The organism is Anaerostipes sp. 992a (assembly GCF_001940245.1).
Classification (GTDB): domain Bacteria; phylum Bacillota; class Clostridia; order Lachnospirales; family Lachnospiraceae; genus Fimousia.
Window position 1 is genome coordinate 75918 of the sequence record NZ_MJIG01000003.1, and the last position, 20055, is coordinate 95972.

The 20055-nt window shown below is 39.8% G+C and carries 12 protein-coding genes; 11 read left to right on the forward strand and 1 reads right to left on the reverse strand.

The window, feature by feature from the left end:
- Window positions 1-44 precede the first annotated feature (44 nt).
- From purM to BHF69_RS02110, 9 genes are all read left to right on the forward strand, one after another.
- Window positions 45-1070 carry a phosphoribosylformylglycinamidine cyclo-ligase gene (gene purM / locus BHF69_RS02070; protein WP_075669430.1) on the forward strand — a complete coding sequence of 342 codons (1026 nt, stop codon included), beginning with the start codon at window positions 45-47 and terminating at the stop codon, window positions 1068-1070.
- Window positions 1064-1687: a phosphoribosylglycinamide formyltransferase gene (purN, locus tag BHF69_RS02075; RefSeq protein ID WP_075669431.1), complete on the forward strand. Its 624-nt coding sequence runs from the start codon at window positions 1064-1066 to the stop codon at window positions 1685-1687. Before purM ends, purN begins: the two co-directional genes overlap by 7 nt.
- Before the next feature lie 20 nt (window positions 1688-1707).
- Window positions 1708-2979, forward strand: a complete 1272-nt coding sequence (gene purD / locus BHF69_RS02080) for a phosphoribosylamine--glycine ligase (protein ID WP_075669832.1) — start codon at window positions 1708-1710, stop codon at window positions 2977-2979.
- A gap of 242 nt (window positions 2980-3221) precedes the next feature.
- A complete protein-coding gene (locus BHF69_RS02085; RefSeq protein WP_075669432.1) occupies window positions 3222-4475 on the forward strand; it encodes a sugar-transfer associated ATP-grasp domain-containing protein in 1254 nt (417 codons plus the stop codon).
- 24 nt (window positions 4476-4499) lie between these two features.
- On the forward strand, window positions 4500-5984 hold the full coding sequence (locus BHF69_RS02090) for a hypothetical protein (protein WP_143249459.1): 1485 nt from the start codon (window positions 4500-4502) through the stop codon (window positions 5982-5984).
- Between the two features lie 120 nt (window positions 5985-6104).
- On the forward strand, window positions 6105-7484 hold the full coding sequence (locus BHF69_RS02095; protein ID WP_158022540.1) for a sodium/glutamate symporter: 1380 nt from the start codon (window positions 6105-6107) through the stop codon (window positions 7482-7484).
- A 191-nt stretch (window positions 7485-7675) separates the two neighbouring features.
- The gene (locus BHF69_RS02100; protein WP_075669434.1) at window positions 7676-9520 is read left to right on the forward strand and encodes a CapA family protein; all 1845 of its coding nucleotides are present in this window, start codon (window positions 7676-7678) and stop codon (window positions 9518-9520) included.
- A 23-nt stretch (window positions 9521-9543) separates the two neighbouring features.
- Complete coding sequence (locus BHF69_RS02105) at window positions 9544-11175, forward strand: sugar-transfer associated ATP-grasp domain-containing protein (protein ID WP_075669435.1); 1632 nt, start codon at window positions 9544-9546, stop codon at window positions 11173-11175.
- A gap of 217 nt (window positions 11176-11392) precedes the next feature.
- Window positions 11393-16123: a CapA family protein gene (locus BHF69_RS02110; RefSeq protein WP_075669436.1), complete on the forward strand. Its 4731-nt coding sequence runs from the start codon at window positions 11393-11395 to the stop codon at window positions 16121-16123.
- Window positions 16124-16220: 97 nt separating this feature from the next.
- Here BHF69_RS02110 and BHF69_RS02115 read toward each other — a convergent pair whose 3' ends face one another.
- Window positions 16221-16982, reverse strand: coding sequence for an alpha/beta hydrolase (locus BHF69_RS02115; RefSeq protein ID WP_083650959.1), 762 nt, complete (start codon window positions 16980-16982; stop codon window positions 16221-16223).
- A gap of 201 nt (window positions 16983-17183) precedes the next feature.
- Here BHF69_RS02115 and BHF69_RS02120 point away from each other — a divergent pair, with 201 nt between their 5' ends.
- Both BHF69_RS02120 and BHF69_RS02125 read left to right on the forward strand, forming a co-directional pair.
- Complete coding sequence (locus BHF69_RS02120) at window positions 17184-17570, forward strand: GntR family transcriptional regulator (RefSeq protein WP_075669437.1); 387 nt, start codon at window positions 17184-17186, stop codon at window positions 17568-17570.
- A 5-nt stretch (window positions 17571-17575) separates the two neighbouring features.
- Entirely contained in the window at window positions 17576-20008 is a 2433-nt protein-coding gene (locus BHF69_RS02125; protein ID WP_075669438.1) for an ATP-dependent Clp protease ATP-binding subunit, read from the forward strand.
- Window positions 20009-20055 lie beyond the last annotated feature (47 nt).

Consider the following 20055-nt stretch of genomic DNA (forward strand, 5'->3'; position numbering starts at 1 on the left):
AAATAGATTGTTGTTTTAACTCAGATAATTAGGAGGATTTATACATGGATTACAAAAAAGCCGGAGTTGATATTGAAGCAGGGTACAGATCAGTAGAATTAATGAAGAAGCACGTACAGGCTACTATGCGTCCAGAGGTTTTAGGAAATATCGGTGGATTTGCAGGTGCATTTGATCTTGCAGGTATCAAAGAGATGGAAGAACCTGTATTATTATCAGGTACCGATGGTTGTGGTACAAAAGTAAAACTGGCATTTATTATGGATAAGCATGATACCATTGGTATTGATGCTGTTGCAATGTGTGTCAATGATATCGCCTGCTCAGGTGGAGAACCTTTATTCTTCCTGGACTATATTGCATGTGGCAAAAATTATCCAGAAAAGATTGCTTCCATCGTAAGCGGTGTGGCACAGGGGTGTTTACAGTCTGATGCGGCACTGGTAGGTGGTGAGACAGCAGAACATCCAGGATTAATGCCAGAGGATGAATATGATCTGGCTGGATTTGCAGTTGGTGTGGTAGACCGTAAAGACATGATCACAGGAGAAAACATAAAAGACGGAGATATCATTGTCGGAATCGCTTCTAGTGGGGTACATAGCAATGGATTCTCCCTTGTAAGAAAAGTATTTGAGATGACAGAAGAATCTTTAAATACCTATTACGATGAATTAGGAAAGACATTAGGAGAAGCTTTATTAGAACCTACAAGAATCTATGTAAAGGGATTAAAGGCAGTAAAAAATGCAGGCGTTACAGTAAAAGGATGCAGCCATATTACTGGTGGTGGATTCTATGAGAATATTCCAAGAATGCTTCCAGAAGGTGTACATGCGGTAGTACATAAAGATTCTTATGAAGTGCCTGCAATCTTTCAATTATTAGCAAAAGAAGGAAATATTGCAGAGGAAATGATGTACAATACTTATAATATGGGAATCGGTATGATGGTGGTTGTAGATCCTGCAGATGTTGAGAAAACGATTAAAGCATTTGAATCAACAGGAGACAAAGCCTGTGTTGTTGGTGAAATCAAAGCAGGAGAAAAAGGAGTTACATTATGCTAAGACTGGCAGTTTTAGTTTCTGGAGGTGGAACTAATCTTCAGGCTATCATGGATGCCATTGACAATGGAGCCATTACCAATGCAGAAATTGATGTGGTCATCAGCAATAATAAGAATGCATTTGCTCTGGAACGTGCTGCGAAGCATGGGATTGAAGCAAAGGCCATCTCTCCAAAGGATTTTGAGACAAGAGATGCTTTTAATGAAGCGTTATATGAAGAACTGGTTTCTAGAAAGATCGACCTGATCGTATTGGCAGGGTGTTTGGTAGTCATTCCTGAGAAAATCATCAATGCTTTTGAAAATCGTATCATAAATATTCATCCATCTCTGATTCCATCTTTTTGTGGAACTGGCTATTATGGGCTGAAGGTGCATGAAAAGGCATTGGAGAGAGGTGTCAAGGTATCCGGGGCAACGGTACACTTTGTAGATGCTGGGACGGATACTGGACCGATCATCGATCAAAAGGCAGTTTATATTGAAGAGGACGATACACCTGAGGTTCTGCAGAAGAGAATTATGGAACAGGCAGAATGGGTGATCATGCCAAAGGCCATCGATGATATAGCCAATGGAAGAATTACAGTTGTAGATGGAAAAGTCGTAAAGAAATGATTTTGAGAAAGGAAAAGCATATGAAAGTATTAATTGTCGGAAGCGGCGGAAGAGAACATGCCATTGCATGGGCCGTTGCCAAAAGTCCAAAGGTAGATAAGATTTATTGTGCACCTGGAAATGCAGGTATTTCTGAATACGCAGAATGTGTAGAAATCGGTGCAATGGAATTTGATAAGCTGGCACAATTTGCAAAGGAAAAGGAAATCGACCTGACTGTGATCGGAATGGATGATCCATTAGTAGGTGGTGTGGTCGATGTATTTGAAAAAGAAGGTTTAAGAGTATTTGGACCAAGAGCCAATGCAGCGATTATTGAAGGCTCTAAGGCATTTTCCAAAGACTTAATGAAGAAATATCACATTCCAACAGCTGCTTATGAGAATTTTACTTCTCCAGAGGAAGCATTGGCATATTTAGAAACTGCTAAGATGCCAATCGTATTGAAGGCAGATGGACTGGCACTTGGAAAAGGTGTATTGATCTGCAATACGTTAGAAGAGGCAAAAGAAGGAGTAAAGACATTAATGTTAGATAAGCAGTTTGGTACTGCTGGAGATACCATCGTTATTGAAGAATTTATGACAGGACGTGAGGTGTCTGTATTGGCATTTTGCGATGGAAAGACCGTAAAATGCATGACTTCTGCACAGGATCATAAGCGTGCCAAAGATGGCGATCAGGGCTTAAATACTGGTGGTATGGGAACATTTTCTCCAAGTCCATTCTATACAAAGGAAGTAGAAGAATTTTGTGAAACATACGTATATCAGCCAACCATCGATGCCATGGCAGCAGAAGGACGCCCATTTACTGGTGTATTATTTACCGGACTGATGTTAACAGAAGATGGACCAAAGGTATTAGAATACAATGCTCGTTTTGGGGATCCAGAAGCACAGGTAGTGCTTCCAAGAATGAAGAACGATATTGTAGAAGTATTTGAAGCTTGTATTGATGGACGATTGGATGAGATTGATCTGGAATTCGAAGATAATGCAGCAGTGTGTGTTGTATTAGCATCTGATGGTTATCCAGAAAAATACGACAAGGGATTTGAGATTACAGGAATTGAAGATGTAAATGCGAAAGAAGGATATCATGTCTTCCATGCAGGAACCAAGTTCAGCGATGGTAAATTGGTCACCAACGGAGGACGTGTTCTTGGCGTAACAGCAAAGGGAAAGGATTTAGTTGAGGCAAGAGCCAATGCATATGCAGCGACAGAATTGGTTTCTTTTGCAAATAAATATAAGAGAAATGATATTGGAAAGGCCATTGACGAGGCTTAGAAATGAAAAATACGGATTGATCAAAAGAGTTGTTGTAGGAAAAGTTTTTCTTTTCCAACAGCAGCTCTTTTTGTGGTGTATGCTTCATTTTGTTCGTCTGCTTGTATGTGAAAGTTTTGTGAAAATATTACGGAGTAGTAAAAAATAATTTACACAAATCATATTAAATGTTACAATTGTATTAATAATCTTAAGTGTCATTTAGAAAAATAAAAATAACAGTTAAGGAATGGAGATAGAAGATGAGAGTAACCAGGAACATACACAAGAGAATCAATAGGTACATTGAATGTAAGGAAATTACGGAAAGAGAGCGTGAGTTTGATAAGAGAGTCGCAAATCTGGCCAGAAAGGATCAAAAATTTTCCAAAAAAGATGATATCGAATTGACGGAGGAGCAAAAGAAGGAGATTGATGCTTTCTGGAAGAAATATGAATTCGCATATGTACCTAACTATGATACGTTTCAGATTTACATGAATCGAACAGGAACGTTTGACCCAAGGTATCTGCCGCATGGACTGCGGAGTCAGTACCTGGAACATTATATGACGGATCCATCATACCGTACTGCTTTTCAGAATAAGGCATATCTGGCTAAGATTTATGACAATATCAAACAGCCGGTTACTGTGGTGAGAAAGATTGAGGGGATTTATTATGATGCAAATTATAATTGGATATCCTTAAATACTGCTTTGAAGATTTGTTTGCAACGATTGAAAACAACAGAAATTGTCATCAAACCAAGTGGAAGATCCGGAGGTGCCGGAGTTGTATTTTTATCAGAGGCCAACGAGGAAAGATTGCGAGAAGAATTTAAGAAAATTCCCAAGCTTATGATGGTTCAGGAGGCGTTAAAGCAGCATCCGTTTATGAATAGATTAAATCCAAGCACAGTCAATACTGTACGAGTGACTACTTATTTGCGAAAAAGACAGGTAGTATTGCTAGCGGCTGTAGTAAAGGTTGGAAGTCAGGGTGTGAGAGTAGATAACTATAAGCATGGAGGATGTATTCTTGGAATTTGTAAGAATGGGCAATCGCTGCCATATGCATTGAATGTGAAGATGGAAAAGGTTACCTCACTGCCATCTGGCGTAGATGTATCAGAGACAATTCAGATTCCGTCTTTTGATAAGGTTGTAGAGCTTGCAAAGGAGGCACATCTGCAGACACCGAAGATGAAGTTGATTTCCTGGGATATTGCAATTGGCGAGGATGGAGAGCCAGTATTGATCGAAGCCAATTATGGAGGAGCTATCTGGATGCATCAGCTGGTCACAGGTCCTTTATTTGGAGACTTGACGGAAGAAGTCCTGGATATGTATCTCCTGAAAAAGTTTTATCGTATCAGAGCGAATATGGATTATACCTATAAAGAATATGCAGATCATGTGGAGATCATAGAATGTACCGGACTTAGAAAACATGAAGAAATTCCAGAATATATCCATGATAAGCCAGTTACAAAGGTCCGGAGCAAAAGAAAATAGAAAAAGGCGGAAGAATAAAAGAGAATGAAGAATAGGAATCGTTACAGCATGCTGCTGCAGGAACTGATGGCAGAGGCGGGAATTAAGAATCTGACATTATCAGAGGTACTTCAATATGATGTGTCATATATTAGTAAATGGGTGACCGGGCGGCTTTTGCCATCGGAAAAAAGCATTGATCAGATAACAAGGGCTATATCAGCATGCGTGGTGAAAGGGTTATCAGAAGAGAAAAAAGAAAAGATGCTGATGTTAAATGAGTCGGCAGACGAAGAGGAATTGCAGGATAAGCTTTATGAGAAGCTATTGCAGGCATATTATGAGAGTAAGGGAGAAGAATTAAAAAAATCAGGAAAGAACGGAAAACAGATTTTGAAGATGCATATGCCTATGAGAAGATTGATCGAAGATGTGAGATTTTTTCATGATGACAGGAAGGGAAGCATCAAGATTGCAGCAGTGATCGATTTGTTTTCTTTAGACAGGGAAAGCAGGCTCCTTTTTGCAGGCATTGAGAAAGGGCATTTTCTGATGGAAGAGAAGTATCCCAATGTAGAGTTTACCATGATTTTTAACGCCAATCCTGTAGTTAGGCAGGAAAAAGCAGATAGTGTGTATGATTCTATTTTTCTGATTCATATGCTGACCAGCTTTTCGCATGTGAATTTTGGACTGTATGATCAGCTGTCTGCGTATGGAAAGTTTCTTTTTGCGGCAAAAGACCGTTTTTGTTTGAGCGGCATGCTGCAGGAAGATGATAGGGAGTGCTTAGCAGTTCAGTGGAATGAAGATCTGGAAGCCGTCAATGAATTATATCAAAGAATTACCATGTTTTGCTGCCAGGAAACACTGGCGTTTCGTAAATCATCCATCTGGGAAATGCTGCTGAACCATGAATATATGCAGCTGATGATATCAACGGATATAAAATGGTTGTTGGGACATATTACTGAGCTGTTGCTGCCAGATGAATTATTTAGTCAGCTTGTGGAACAGCTGCCAGAAGAATGGCATGGGAAGAAGGAAGAACTGGAGCGAGTTCACAATTTTTCCAGTCATATTTTACAAACTGGTCCCATTCAGATTATGATTTATGAATCTGCATTTACAGATTTTGTCATTTCGGGAGAGCTGGATTTTTATAATCACAAAGTTTTGTTGACAGTGGAGCAAAGATTAATGGTTCTGGAATATTATCTGATGATTTTCCAGGGTGAGAAAAAAGTAAGTATTAAGTTGATTGAGGGCGGATTTAGTACGGATTTCCAATACATTACCAATCCTTGTATGTTCTTATCGTCGTCCATCTGCTATCTGAGATTGGAGAATGGATGTTACAATGATAATATTTTAGTTTTGAATGATAAGCAGATCCGGGATATGTTTGGAAAATTTTATCATACAATATGGAACCATCGTCAGGACATGGTATTGGAATCAGAAGAAGAGGTCTGTAGTAGAATTAGGCAGTATATACAGTCAGCTCGTCTATTGGCGGATGTGAAATAGAATGAATGAAAATGTTGCCAGTGAATTCATATTTTTCATTCTTAATCTGTTTTATAATGGAGAAGATTTATTTAAGAAATAACTTTAAAATCTAAAATAAGAAATCATATGGAGGGAAAAATGAATACAACGATGATTGCACTGGCTATGGCCAGTATTATGATAATAGTCGGCTTGTTTTTAAGAGCAAACGTAAAGCCATTAAGAAAAATGCTGGTACCTACTTGCGTTATCGCAGGAGTCTTAGGGTTGATTTTTATGAACCTGGTAGCTCCCAATATTCATATGGGTGGTGTAAATGTAAAAGTATATACGGATATTGTAAATGTATTATTTACGATTTCCTTCATTGCCATTGGTCTTACATCCAATGAAGAAAATACAAAGAAAAAAGAAAGTGGGATGGTGCGTGGAGCAGTCGGCATGGGTATCATCTGGAGTTTTTTATATGGATTAACAGCCATTATTGGTGTGTTGTTGATCGGGGTCATCGGAAAGCCTTTTGGTATGGATGCGATGTATGGAATTTTGATCCCATTTGGATTTTGCCAGGGACCAGGGCAGGCAGCTACTTATGGAACTATCTTCTCTGATATGTATGGCTACCAGAATGCAGATATGGTGGCGATCAGTTTTGCGGTCATTGGATTTATCTTTGCATTTTTAATTGGAGTGCCCCTTGCAAAGTATGGAATGAAAAAGGGGTATACAAAGTATAAAACAGAGATCAACGAGACGGTGGAACGTGGAATCTTATATGAAACGGAACAGAAGGAATCTATGGGAACGATAACTACCCATAGTGCTAATATTGAATCTTTGTCAGTACATCTAGCAGTCATTTGCATTAGTTATCTTTTAGGACTTGGTATGGCATCAGTGGTAGCACGGATTCCAGCAATCGGAGAAACGTTTGCTGCAATGACCTTTTTATGGGGGATGATAGCGGCTAGTATAATCAAGGCGATAATGAAAAAGCTGGGTGTCTATTATCTGATCAGCAGTCCATTGATGAGTAAGGTAACGGGATTTACTTCAGATTATCTGGTAGTATGTGCTTTTATGGCAGTGCAGATCAGCACGATTGGAAGCTGGTTGATTCCGATTATGATCGAATGCATCGTTTGTGCATTGGTGACCTTTGCCATCAGTTATTATTTTGGTTCCAGACTGGGAAGTGATCATGACTTTGAAAGAGTATTGGGAATTTATGGAACTTGCACGGGAACCGTTCCAAGTGGAGTGGCTTTGGTCCGTATGGTGGATTCTCAGTTGAGAACTCAAACGACTATGGAGCTTGGAATGATGAATGTGGCGATGATGGCAAATTCTCCTGTATTGATCTTAATGACACTAGTTGGACTTGGTACGATTACGATGCCAGTGGCATTAGGCGGCATAGCAATTTCATTGATCGTATATTTAATCTTACTAAAGGTTACCGGTTCCTGGAAAAAAACAGGGTTTTCATTAAAGAAAGATTATATTGCAGAAAATTAATAAAATATAACTTCATGGAAGATTGTCTGGATAGATTTGGTATTTATCAGGGCAATCTTCTTTTTTATTGCATAGATTGAGTTTCTAAATCTAAAAGTTTAGTTAAGGAAAAGTTCATCTTGTTAAGGCATACAGTTCTTTTCAAAAAGTTTATACTTGGTATAAATAAGGGAAATTTTAGGAGGGGGAATATGGAGAAATTTGATATTGAAAAATATGAATATAAAGCTCCAAGTTATCGATTGCGTAAGAACAGGCCTCTTTTTTGGATAGATGAAAAGAAATATGCCAGAGAAAGTAGATATGATATAGCAGATGGTATATGGAAGTCCAGACAGGGAGCGAAAGATGAGATTTCCATATTGTTGTCAGGAGATTTGCTTTGTCAGGAGAATTTGATAGAGGGTTATCGAAAAAAAGAAGGCGGATATGATTTTAAGATGTGCTTTGATTATATCAGACCATTGCTTTGTGCGGCAGATTTTACGGCTGGTAATCTGGAAACGCCGATCTCTCATACGGCACCTTATCGTGGAGAGATTTTGACTCACGAAGGACCATTTTATTGTAATGCGCCCATTGAGTATTTAGATGCCTTAAAGTATGCTGGATTTGATATGCTGACCACTGCCAACAACCATACCATCGATGCAGGAGTAAGAGGGTTGTATGAAACGATTGAAAATACAAGAAAGTTTCATTTTATCCAGACAGGAACCTTTATAGAAGAAGGGGATAAGTTTGTTCTCGTAGATATATGTGGATTCAAAATTGGTTTTACTGCCTTCTCGCTTACCTATAATTCTATGCAGGCCAATATGAAGAAATCTGGAAAGAATATATTATTGAATACCTATCGAAGACAGGCAGCAGAGCAGATCTATAAAAAGATGAAAGAGCAAGGGGCAGAATATACCATATGCTTTCCTCATTGGGGAAAAGAATATACGGATAAACTGTCGAAAAAGCAAATGAATATGGCTGATGAACTGACAGAAATTGGTTATGATCTGATCGCAGGTTCACACTCTCATGTCGTACAGAAATTTGAGTATCGCAATGGAACACCAGTTATTTATTCCATGGGAAATCTCCTGACGCATATGAATTTGAGAAAGTCAAGCATGGATACCCAGTATCCGGTAATCTGTCGATTGAATCTAAAGAGGATGGATGGAAGGGTCACATCCGAAATTGCATTTATTCCATGTAGGATTTTCAAAGATATACAGGGAATCCCATTTACGGTTGTACCAATGAACGATCAGTTGCCATTGAATGACGAGATACAGCGAAGGATGAAGCCAGTTGAGGGAAAAGTCAAGGAACTTTTGCAAAATCAAGAGGCGATATTTGATCTGGATTATCCATTGAAAAAAGAAGCACTTAAGCTTCTAAAACAACAGGAAGAGCGAAAAGATAAGAGGATTCAGGAATTATGCTCCAAAGAATCAAAGGAGCAGAAAGCTTCTTCGCAGAAAAGCTTTTTCATGCAGAAATGGAATGAAATTAAATATCGGAACTGTATTTCTACCTATCGGGGAATGTTTCGGAAATATAAAGATGCAATGAAGCTGGTTTCTTTGCGTGCGGAGACAGAAGTCGTAAAAATCGATGGAATGGTTGGAGATATTCCACTGACTCATATCTATAATGATCAGCATAGCAATGACATTACCAGAATTATTTACATCAGCGGACAGATTACATACTTGGGACCAAAGGCATTTAAAAATTTCCATACACTAGAAAGCGTCCGTTTATTCAAAGGATTAGAGCGGATTGGAAGAAGAACATTCGAAAATTGCGAAAGGATGACAGGTGTGATTCTTCCGAAATCATTGACATACATTGGAAGCTATGCCTTTTGTAATTGTAAAAGACTGCAAAGCATAAAAATTCCGAAAAGCGTGGAGAAGATTGGAAGATGTGCATTTCATGGATGTGAAGAACTGACGATTTATTGTGAGAAGGATTCTTATGCAGATTCTTATGCCAGAAAATATCATATTGCAGTTCGTCATATGCCAATATAAGAAGATAGAAACAGGTGGAGAATATGAAAAAGGGTATAAAGAAAAAAATTCGAAAGTTATTTGATAAAAATAAAAAGGTGGACAATCGACCGAAAAGCGTAAAAAACAAAGAAGTGAAGATACGAAAGGAACAGCCGGCAGCAAAAGAAATTATAATAGATCCAAATCGTTACGTCCCACCCAAAGGGGTTCAGAAATTACAGGAGTTGATTGGAAAAAAGAAAGAATTTGCACGTAAAGTAGCCTTTCAGCATAATAAGCGTCTGATACCAATGCTAAGGGATGAGGATAAGGAGTTGACTGCTGAGCAGATTGATGATATTTACAGATTTTGGGATGAAAAAACGAATGGGTTGTACCGACCAGATGTTGGATGGCATCAGTTCTACTATGCAAGAACAGGAATCGAGGACCCAAGATTTATTGATAACTGCTTTCATTATTATTTTTATGTCGATATCTTTAATGATACCAAATATACCTCATATAAGGATAAAAACTACTTGTCTAAGCTTTTTCCGGAGGTTCATCAGGCAAAAACCATTGCAATGAACATATGTGGTTATTATTATGACGCCAATTATGAGATGATTGACCAGGAGGCATTTATCCAGTTGTGTGCAGAGTACCCAGGAGAGATGGTCATCAAGCCGTCCAGGGGAACATCAGGAGGCGTCGGCGTGGAGTTTTTGCATGCCAATATTACAAGAGAAGAAGTGGAGCAGGCATTGAAGCCATATCATAAAAACTTTATTGTACAGCAGGCGATTAAACAACACCCGGATCTGGCTGCAATTTCTCCAAAATCCATCAATACCATTCGTTTGATGACATACCTGGTAAATGGAACAGTCAGGCCGTTATCTGCCGTGCTTCGAATGGGAATTGGAGAGGCAAGGGTAGATAATTTATCCTTTGGCGGAATTGCCTGTGGAATCGATGCATCTGGACGTTGTACGAAATATGCCATTGATAAAATGGGAAATATGTATGAAAAGCATCCAAGTGGCTGTGTATTCTTAGGAACCAAGATACCATCTTATGATAAAGTGTTAAAAATGGCAGATACGATGCATAAAAAGCTTCCGATGTTTGGAACCATTGCCTGGGACATTACCGTAGATGAGCAGGGAGAACCAGTATTGATTGAATTTAACACCTGGTATGCACAACTTGCTCTTCATCAGGTTAGTAATGGACCAATTTTTGGGGATTCCTTCGATGAGATTGTGGATATGATCATGAAAAAAGCATTTGTCGTAGTGGATCAGGATCCATTTGAATTGAAAGTATATAAGGATTATGCAAGAATCCAGGAAATCAAATGCAAGAAGGGAAGTAGCAGAAAAGTGGTCATTCCGGATATAATTGCTGAAAGACCGGTAATCTCAGTGGAAGCAAAGGCGGCACAAAAGCAAAAAAATCTAAAGGAAGTTTTTATTGGAGAAAATGTTACTCATATTAGAAAAAGGGCATTTGCTAATTGCAGCATGCTGGAAAAAGTATTTATTGGAGTCAAGACATCTTCCATTGCACCGGATGCATTTGTTGGATGTAAGAAGCTGACGATTTGCGGTGAGAAAGATTCCTACGCGCATCTGTATGCAATAGAACATGAGATTCCTTTTGAAGTCAAGGATTCTATGGTTGATTAAGAAAACAATAACGTTATATAGAGTGGACTGAATTTACAATTATGTAGATTTGGTCCATTTTTTTCATTTTTTAGGAGGAAGATATAGAAAGAAATGGTTAAAATTGTATTTATTGTTGTTAAATTCATATTTTTAGATGAAAGTTTGAAATCAATATGATATGATAATCCAAATGAGAAATATTATAGGTAAAGTTTAAAGCGAGGAGAAAAGGCAGATGGTAAAAAAGGCGTCAAAGAAGGCATATCATTTGGTGAAGGAAGTGCTTAAGAAGCAAAAGGAGAATGAGTCTGTTGCAACCCCTAAAAAGCAAATGTTTGGTGACTTTGAATATTGTCAGGTGAAAAGACGAATCAAATTGATTTCTTATCACGGAAAAGAAAAAGAACTGGCCGTTCCGGAAAGCATCGATCATAAAAAGGTAACAATGATTGGAAAAGGTGCTTTTAAAGGAAATAAGTATTTGGAAAAAGTCATTCTTCCAGAAAGCATAAAAACGCTGGGAGCAGAAGCCTTTGCGGATTGTAAAGAGCTTCAGTATGTATATCTTCCAGTGGATTTGGAAGTAATCAATGCTCATTGCTTTTTGAATTGTACAAAATTAGAGGAAATCCAGATTCCATATGAAATCCGGAAAATCTGTCGGGGAGCATTTCAGAATTGCGAGAAGCTGTCCGTGATGAAAAGTTATGTAAAATCCGGCATCAGTTCGGTCAGAGAAGTCAGAAAAGATATCATAGACTATGAGCTTCCAATACAGTTGGAATTCATTGGAGAAGAAGCATTTTCAGGATGTAAAAGTCTAAAAGCAATTTCCATTCCCTACGCAGTGACTAGTATTGGAAAGCGTACATTTTATGAATGTCAGGCATTGGAGAATGTCACATTTCATAATCTGCTTACTAAAATCGGGGAAGAAGCATTGGCGGGGTGCTGCTCCTTAAAGAAGGTTCGCATTTCTGAATCGGTTACATCAATCGGAACGGATGTATTTAAAGGAACGGATATTCAGGTGATTGGAGAAGAAGGCTCCCCTATTTATCAATATGCAGTGGAGCAAGGAATAAAGGTTAAGGCATTACCGAAGAAGATGAAAGCATTGTCTTCTATGATGCAGCCGACCAGAGATGGAGAGGAGTATCGGTGCTTTTATACAAAAGAAGAGTTGGAGTCCATTGAGGAGAAATGTGAATTAAGACCAGCAGTTTCCTATACGGTTCAAAGAAAGACAGGGAAAGAAGTAGTTTATGATTCCCGGTATACGTTGGAGCATGGAATTTATAAAAAGAAAAAGCAGAGACAAAAAGATCATGCACTGATTTATATGACGGGAGATCTGATGTGTAAGCAAAAGCATCAAAATTACGCCAATCGGGATGGTGTGTATGATTTTCGTGATGCATTTCAATATGTGAAGGAGATTCTAAAGGACGGAGATTTTGTGATTGGCAATATGGAATCTATGGTTTCTCCGTCCCTTCCATATACATGTGAGGAGATGTATATCAATGGACGTCCGTATTTAAATGCACCGGAAGAATTCTTGCATGCGGTAAAGGAAGCCGGATTTGATGCAGTGGTCAATGCGCAGAATCATGTTTATGATGCCGGAACCAGAGGAATCCTTGAGACACTGGAGGTGTTGAACCGTAATCAGCTGATGCATACAGGTGCGTTTGCAGGAAAGGAAGATAAAAGATTTTTATCCGTAGACATCAATGGCATTCGCATTGCAGTGGTGGCATATTTTGATGGTGCCAGACAGCTTATGAAGAAAGCCAACTTTACAGAATACGGCAAAGACACCCTGGTAAACATATACGATAGAGAAAAGGTAAAGCAGGATATTCGTATGGCGAAAGAAGAAGGGGCAGAATTTATCATTGCTTATTGTCATTGGGGAAGAGAATATACCAACGAGCTGACGAGAAGACAGATCAATTTTGCAAAAGAGGTGGCGGATGCAGGAGCTGATTATATTATGGGTGCACATTCTCACTGTCTGCAGCCATATCAGGTTATAGTTGCGGAGGATGGAAGACAGGTACCAACGCTGTATTCTGCAGGAAACTTCTTATCCGAAATTGCCATTAGTCCTCAGATTACAAGAGATACTCTGATAGCCTCTTTGGAATTGGAGCGTAACGATGAGGGAAAAGTGGTCATCAAAAAAGAGGGGTATTATCCATGTAGAATTTTAAGAGACGAGAAGGTAAGAGGAGAATTTGTCATTGTACCAACCAATATGGAATGGAAGGGAACAAAGAGAAATCAGGCTCTTGAAGAGGCGGAAAGACGCATTGATCAGGCTGTGGGTGTTCAGTATGCTAAGCTGGCAAAGCGAAAAGGAATAGAAAAAGAACAGTGGATAAGATCCGAAAAAGATCCATTTACCATAAAAGAACCGTTGTTGATCAGAGTAGAAGAAGAGAAAGAGCAGACAGGGACCAGATATGTATATAATGAAAAAAGTCGTTGTTACGAAGAAGAAAATGATCTGGAAACAAAGGAAGCGGTGTTGGTATGCGCTGGTCAGATTCCATACGATACGGGTCTTGGAAATCATGCCAGATTTGGAAGTGTTTATAACTTCCGTCCGTATTTTGAGTTGATGAAGAAGTGTTTTGAAAAAGCAGACTTTTCTATTGGAAATCTGACCACAATGATCTGTGAAGACTATCTGACCACAGACAAACTGGATAGTGAATATAGCCGCAATCCATATTATACCAATGGAAGAAAAGAGTATCTGGATGCGTTAAAATACGCAGGATTTGATTGTCTGGCCATGGCACATCCTAATAATCTGGATACCGGTGTCAATGGCTTGTATAAGACGATAAATAATATCGAAAAATCAGGAATGTTATCCGTAGGTATTGGAGAGCGAAAGAATAAAATCTTTCGTGTGAACGGTATTTTAGTCGGTGTACTGTCTTATACGCTGGACTGTTTTGGTTGGTACCGATATATTAGTGGAGAAGGAGCAGACTGCTTGCTCAATCTTTATTCAGAGGAAAGAGCCAAGCGTGATATTGCGGAATTAAAGAATGAAGGAGCAGATTTTGTACTTGTATATGTAAATTGTGGCTCTGAAAAAGAAAAGATTGCATTGAAGGGACGAAAAGAAGTAGCCATGGAGATTGCAGACAACGGTGCCGATTATATTATCTGTACCATTCCAAACAGAGTTTCTAAGTATTATCGTTATCAGACCAAAGATGGAAGAAGTGTTCCGATTGCCACATCTATTGGAACTCTGGTATCTGGAAAAGCCAGTGAGGAAGAGAATTTATCCGTACTTTTAAAAATTGTATTATATAAGAAACCAGATGGCAAGATTGATCTGCAGGATAAGTATATTCCAATAAAACAATTTGATATGCTGGAAGAATTGCCATTGCCTGCTGTTCCTGCCTTATCCTGTTATTATAAAAGATACGATGTGAAAAAGTTCCCAAGAGTAAAGAAGAGGCTGGGAGAAAGCCTGGGGAATCAGATTACGGTTTCTGATGAGCGTGTGGTGCGATTAAAGACAAAGAACCGCCCACAGCTGACCTATCAGGAGGTGTATGACCTTTTGGGAGCAGAACCATCGAGAAGTGATTGTGAACGTATCAAGCTGGAGAAAAAGGCGCCAATGATCGCAGCAAGAAGAGATGAGCTGACAGAAGGATGTGTAGCTATTCTGGTCAACCATTATGGCTACAAAAAGGCAGAGTATCAGATTACCATGAAAGATGCCATAAAAGCGAAGGCAGCGTTGGTTATTTCTCAAAAGCCATGTAAGGAGATTCCGACCATTCTTGTTCCAAACTGTAAGACTGCATGTAAGAAATTATATCGGGCGATTAAGGCAAAATACAATCCAATTACGGTTACTGTGACAGGAACTGCGGGAAAGACGACCACAAAGGAATTGATGAGCTGTGTCTTTGATACTCATTACAAAACTTTGCATGTGGAAGGAAATAACAATACCTTCTATACCGTAGGAACAACGGTACAGAAATTAAGAAAAGAAGATGAAGCCTATATTCAGGAAGCACATGGCGGCTCTAAATACTCCGCACGTAATATTTCTAATGTGATTCAGCCGGATATTGCGATCATTACGAATATTGGCGAAGGCCATCTGATGGATATGGGAACTATAGAGAATGTTATCCAGGGGAAATTAGAGATTGTTTCTGGGTTGAAGGACACAGGTGTGCTGGTGGTCAATGACGATAATCAGTATTTAAAAGATCTGGAATTACCTGGAGTACGAATTCTTCGTTATAGTACCCACAATCAAAAATGTGATTATTATGCTCAGAACATAGAAAGTGCAGGAGAGGATATAAAATTCCAGATTGTCTGCAAAGAAGGATGCTTTGATGCGGTTTTACACCTTCAGGGAACCCATAATGTGGAGAATGCGCTTGGTGTATTTGCCTGTGCTATGGAAGCGGGAATTCCTCCGTATAAGATTATTGCGGGGCTGACACATTATATTCCAGAGGCGGATAAGCAAAATCTTATGGAATATCAGGGATATCACATGTTAGTGGATACTTATAGTGCAACACCTCTGTCTGTTGAGGCGGCAGTAAAGACTCTGAGCATGTTTCCAAGAGAAGACGGCAGTCGAAAGATTGCTGTTCTGGGAGATATTCCAGCACTGGGAGATGCATCAGAAGAGAAGCACAAGGAAGTTGGAAAACGAATTGCCCAATATGACTTTGATCTGATGCTTTGTATCGGAAGCGAAGCCAAGTATTTTGCACTGGCTGCAATAAAAGAAGGAAAGAAGGCGTATTACTACGAAGAGGACAGGGAAGCGTTTAATCGGAAGCTGACAGAAAGTATTCGGCCAGGAGATCTTATCCTGTTTAAGAGTGGTACAAGAAGCCATCTGAAAGAAGAAACCATCTATCCATTATTTGGAATAATTGATAAAAAATAAGAAAGAAAAAGAAGGAGAAAATCTCTCCTTCTGCACTCAAGATATCAGAATGTAAGAACAGCCAAAGATGTATGGGTGTTCTTACATTCGGTTTGAGTTAATCTAAATCCTCTAAAAAGTATTCAAAAAATACAGGAACCTGTCTTTCCCAGCTGGCTTCGGTATGGGTACCATCTTCAATGATGCGGAACCATACGGGAATCTCTTTTTTCTTCAATTCGTATTCTACATCCAGAAGATGATATAATAGTGTCGGATTCTTTTTCAGTTCTTCACTTCCAATGTCCATATAGACGGAAGTCTCAGGAAGGACATTAGCATCTCGAATCATTTTCAATAATTTTCTCGTACCGAGCCAAACGCTTGGAGAAAGGCATGCGGCTTTGGAGAAAATATCAGAATATTCCACGGCGGAAAATAATGACATCAAACCTCCCATGGAGCTGCCGGCGATAAAAGTATGAAAGCGATCCGGCTTTGTTGGATAATGGGAATCAATGTATGGTTTTAATTCTGTTACCAGCCAATCCATATAGATGCCTCCGTTTCCCTTTAATTCTCCAAATTCAGAACGGGCACGATAAGGACTATATTCATCCAGACGTCCAGTTCCCTGATGATTGCATTCAACACCTACTACGATAACAGGAACCTGATGATCTTCCAGATACTCTTTTAATCCCCATGATTTTCCATAGGTTGCGTGTTCATCAAAAAATAGATTGTGTCCGTCGAACATATAGACGACCGGATAGGTTCGTTCAGGATGTTCTTTGATTTCATCTGGAACACTGATGTACAGGTTTCGAGGGGTGCTTTTGGTTAATATATCAATAGTAATTTCTTCGACGATTATCATAATTAGTCGCTCCTTTCTGCCAGCATCGTCATGTTATCCACATTTTAAGTGGCAAAAAGGTCTTTGTCAAGTCTGAGCAGCGATAGGAAAGGGAAAAGTGTTGTGAAAACTTCTTTTTTGTGCTATTCTTTGTATAACAGGAGGAACAAAAAGCGGACTAAAATAGAAAGAAGAACATACTATAAGGAAGAGGGAAGCATCATGATCATTGAAATAGATTTTAATAGCGATGAAGCAATCTATATCCAACTTCGGAATCAGATTGTGATGGGAATTGCAACAGAGCAGCTGCATGCGGGAGAATCCCTTCCATCCGTCAGACAGCTGGCCAATCATCTTGGCGTGAATATGCATACGGTCAATAAGGCCTATGGAATGCTGAAGCAGGAGGGATATTTGACGCTTGACCGGAGAAAAGGCGCTGTGATCAGCGTTCAGACGAAGGAAAAGCATCAGGAGGTTGAAGCGATGAATATGGAACTGCGCATGACGATTGCCCAGGCCATTTGTAAGGATATATCCCGGGAGGAGATGTATCATATTATTAATCAGTTATATGATGAAATTATGCAGAATCAGGAGGAATAAAAGGAATGGGTTTACCATTTACAGTGACAGCAGAGTGTGCCTTAGAGCATGCCAAGCTTGCGGTAGAAGAATTAGGACATGAATATGTAGGGACAGAACACCTTTTACTGGGACTGATCTGGGCCAGAGAAGGAGTGGCGGCGAATGTACTTCTTCGTCATGGCGTTACCGAGGAAAAGGTGATTACATTGCTCCACAGAGAGGATATGTTTGCTGGGGAAAACGCAAAGCCAGGGACAGAATTTACGCCAAGAATGGTATATATTTTGGAACAGAGCGAGCAGCTTGCCAAGCAATATGGATTTCAGGTAATCGGTACCGAACATATCCTGTGCAGCTTGATAAAGGATGTTGAATGTATGGCAGCACAGATCTTAAAGGAACTGGATGCGGATTCCAATAAAATCTTTTTAGATTGTCTTTTGGCAGCCGGATTGGATATGAATGCGGCCAAGGCAGAGCTGCAGGGGAAAAATCAGGGAAACAGGCAGCAGACATCCATTTTGGCTCAGTATAGTACGGATCTGACTTTGATGGCAGAGGAAGGAAAGTTAGATCCGGTAATTGGAAGAAAAAAGGAGATGGAGCGCCTCATCCAGATTTTAAGTCGGAGAACAAAGAATAATCCATGCTTTACCGGGGATCCAGGAGTAGGGAAAACAGCAGTGGTGGAAGGATTTGCCCAGCTTCTTGCAGATCAGAGTGTTCCGGAGCATTTGAAAGGAAAGCGTCTGGTCAGTTTGGATCTGTCAGGTGTGGTAGCAGGATCCAAATATCGTGGAGAGTTTGAGGAACGTATCAAACGCATCATTCAGGAGGTTAAAATGTCCGGTGATGTGATTTTATTCATTGATGAAATTCATACCATAATCGGAGCAGGAGGGGCAGAAGGTGCCATTGATGCATCGAATATTCTAAAGCCATCTCTGGCAAGAGGAGAGATCCAGCTGATTGGAGCTACGACAAGAGCGGAGTATACCAAATACATTGAAAAAGATGCTGCACTGGAGAGAAGATTCCAGCCGATTGAGGTAGCAGAACCGACGACAGAGGAGAGCATTGAGATTCTAAATGGACTAAAGGGACGCTTTGAGCAGCATCACCATGTGGTTATTCCGGAGAAAACGGTAGAGGCAGCAGTCAAGCTTTCCAAACGGTATGTTCATGATCGTTGTCTCCCGGATAAGGCCATTGATCTGATTGACGAAGCCGGATCCAGAAAGACGATGGATCTGCACAAGAAGCCGGAGAAGCTGCTTGCCATGGAAGAACAGCTCCAGAAGATGGCAAGGGAATTTGAGCAGAATCTGATGGATGGAAAAATTGCAGAAGCAGGTCAAAAGAAGCAGGAATTTGAACAGCTTCGTGAGGGCTATCATAAAAAGCTGGAACAATGGGAGAAAAGGGGAGCAAACATCCAAAAGACGGTAACGGAAGATGATATTGCAGAAGTTGTAACTATGTGGACCAATATCCCAGTACAGCAGCTAAAATCCAGTGAGATGAAGCGGTTGCGTGATATGGAGAGATTACTGCATAGGAGGGTCGTTGGACAGGATGAGGCGGTAGAAGCCGTGGCAAAGGCAGTGAAACGAAATCGGATCGGGTTAAAGGCACCAAATCGTCCAATTGGTTCTTTCTTATTCCTGGGGCCTACCGGGGTAGGAAAAACAGAGTTATCCAAGGCTCTCGCAGAGGCCGTATTTGGCAGTGAAGAAGAAATCATCCGGGTAGATATGTCAGAATATATGGAAAAGCACAGTGTATCCAAATTGATCGGCTCTCCTCCAGGATATGTAGGATTTGAGGAAGGCGGACAATTAAGTGAAAAGGTGCGTCGAAAACCATATGCGGTCATTTTATTTGATGAGATTGAAAAAGCTCATCCAGATGTATTTAATATCCTGCTTCAGGTATTGGATGATGGACATATTACCGATTCTCAGGGAAGAAAGGTTGATTTTAAAAATACCATCATTATTATGACTTCCAATGCAGGAGCTAATCGTATTGTTGCGCCAAAATTACTTGGATTTGGAAGTGCCAGTGATGCGGATAAGAATCATCAGCAGATGAAGACCGCCGTGATGCAGGAAGTGCGTCAGATGTTCAAGCCGGAATTTTTAAACCGAATTGATGAGATTATCGTATTCCGCTCTCTGAACAAAAAAGAAGTGCGGGAGATCGCACGGCTGATGATGCAGGAATTTGTCGATCGTGCCAAGAAGAATCTGGAATTAGAAGTAAAAGTCTCCAGATATGTCTATGACTATCTTGTGGAGAAAGGATTTGATGAAAAATATGGCGCGAGACCGATTAGAAGGGTGATTCAGACGGATATTGAAGATGTACTTGCGGATGAAATTTTAAATGGAACGATCCAAAGAGGCAGTACGATCACTCTGCGTAAGAAAGACAAGAAACTTATTTTTTCCTAAAAGCCACTCTAGCCTTAGAAGAAAAAATAAGTTATAATACTCATAAC

Excerpts from the sequence above, each read along its gene's own strand:
- BHF69_RS02100 (WP_075669434.1), top strand. The coding sequence starts at position 7,676 with ATGGAGAAATTTGATATTGAAAAATATGAATATAAAGCTCCAAGTTAT.
- BHF69_RS02090 (WP_143249459.1), top strand. The coding sequence starts at position 4,500 with ATGAAGAATAGGAATCGTTACAGCATGCTGCTGCAGGAACTGATGGCA.
- BHF69_RS02095 (WP_158022540.1), top strand. The coding sequence starts at position 6,105 with ATGAATACAACGATGATTGCACTGGCTATGGCCAGTATTATGATAATA.
- purM (WP_075669430.1), top strand. The coding sequence starts at position 45 with ATGGATTACAAAAAAGCCGGAGTTGATATTGAAGCAGGGTACAGATCA.
- BHF69_RS02115 (WP_083650959.1), bottom strand. The coding sequence starts at position 16,982 with ATGATAATCGTCGAAGAAATTACTATTGATATATTAACCAAAAGCACC.
- purD (WP_075669832.1), top strand. The coding sequence starts at position 1,708 with ATGAAAGTATTAATTGTCGGAAGCGGCGGAAGAGAACATGCCATTGCA.
- purN (WP_075669431.1), top strand. The coding sequence starts at position 1,064 with ATGCTAAGACTGGCAGTTTTAGTTTCTGGAGGTGGAACTAATCTTCAG.
- BHF69_RS02110 (WP_075669436.1), top strand. The coding sequence starts at position 11,393 with ATGGTAAAAAAGGCGTCAAAGAAGGCATATCATTTGGTGAAGGAAGTG.
- BHF69_RS02125 (WP_075669438.1), top strand. The coding sequence starts at position 17,576 with ATGGGTTTACCATTTACAGTGACAGCAGAGTGTGCCTTAGAGCATGCC.
- BHF69_RS02085 (WP_075669432.1), top strand. The coding sequence starts at position 3,222 with ATGAGAGTAACCAGGAACATACACAAGAGAATCAATAGGTACATTGAA.
- BHF69_RS02120 (WP_075669437.1), top strand. The coding sequence starts at position 17,184 with ATGATCATTGAAATAGATTTTAATAGCGATGAAGCAATCTATATCCAA.
- BHF69_RS02105 (WP_075669435.1), top strand. The coding sequence starts at position 9,544 with ATGAAAAAGGGTATAAAGAAAAAAATTCGAAAGTTATTTGATAAAAAT.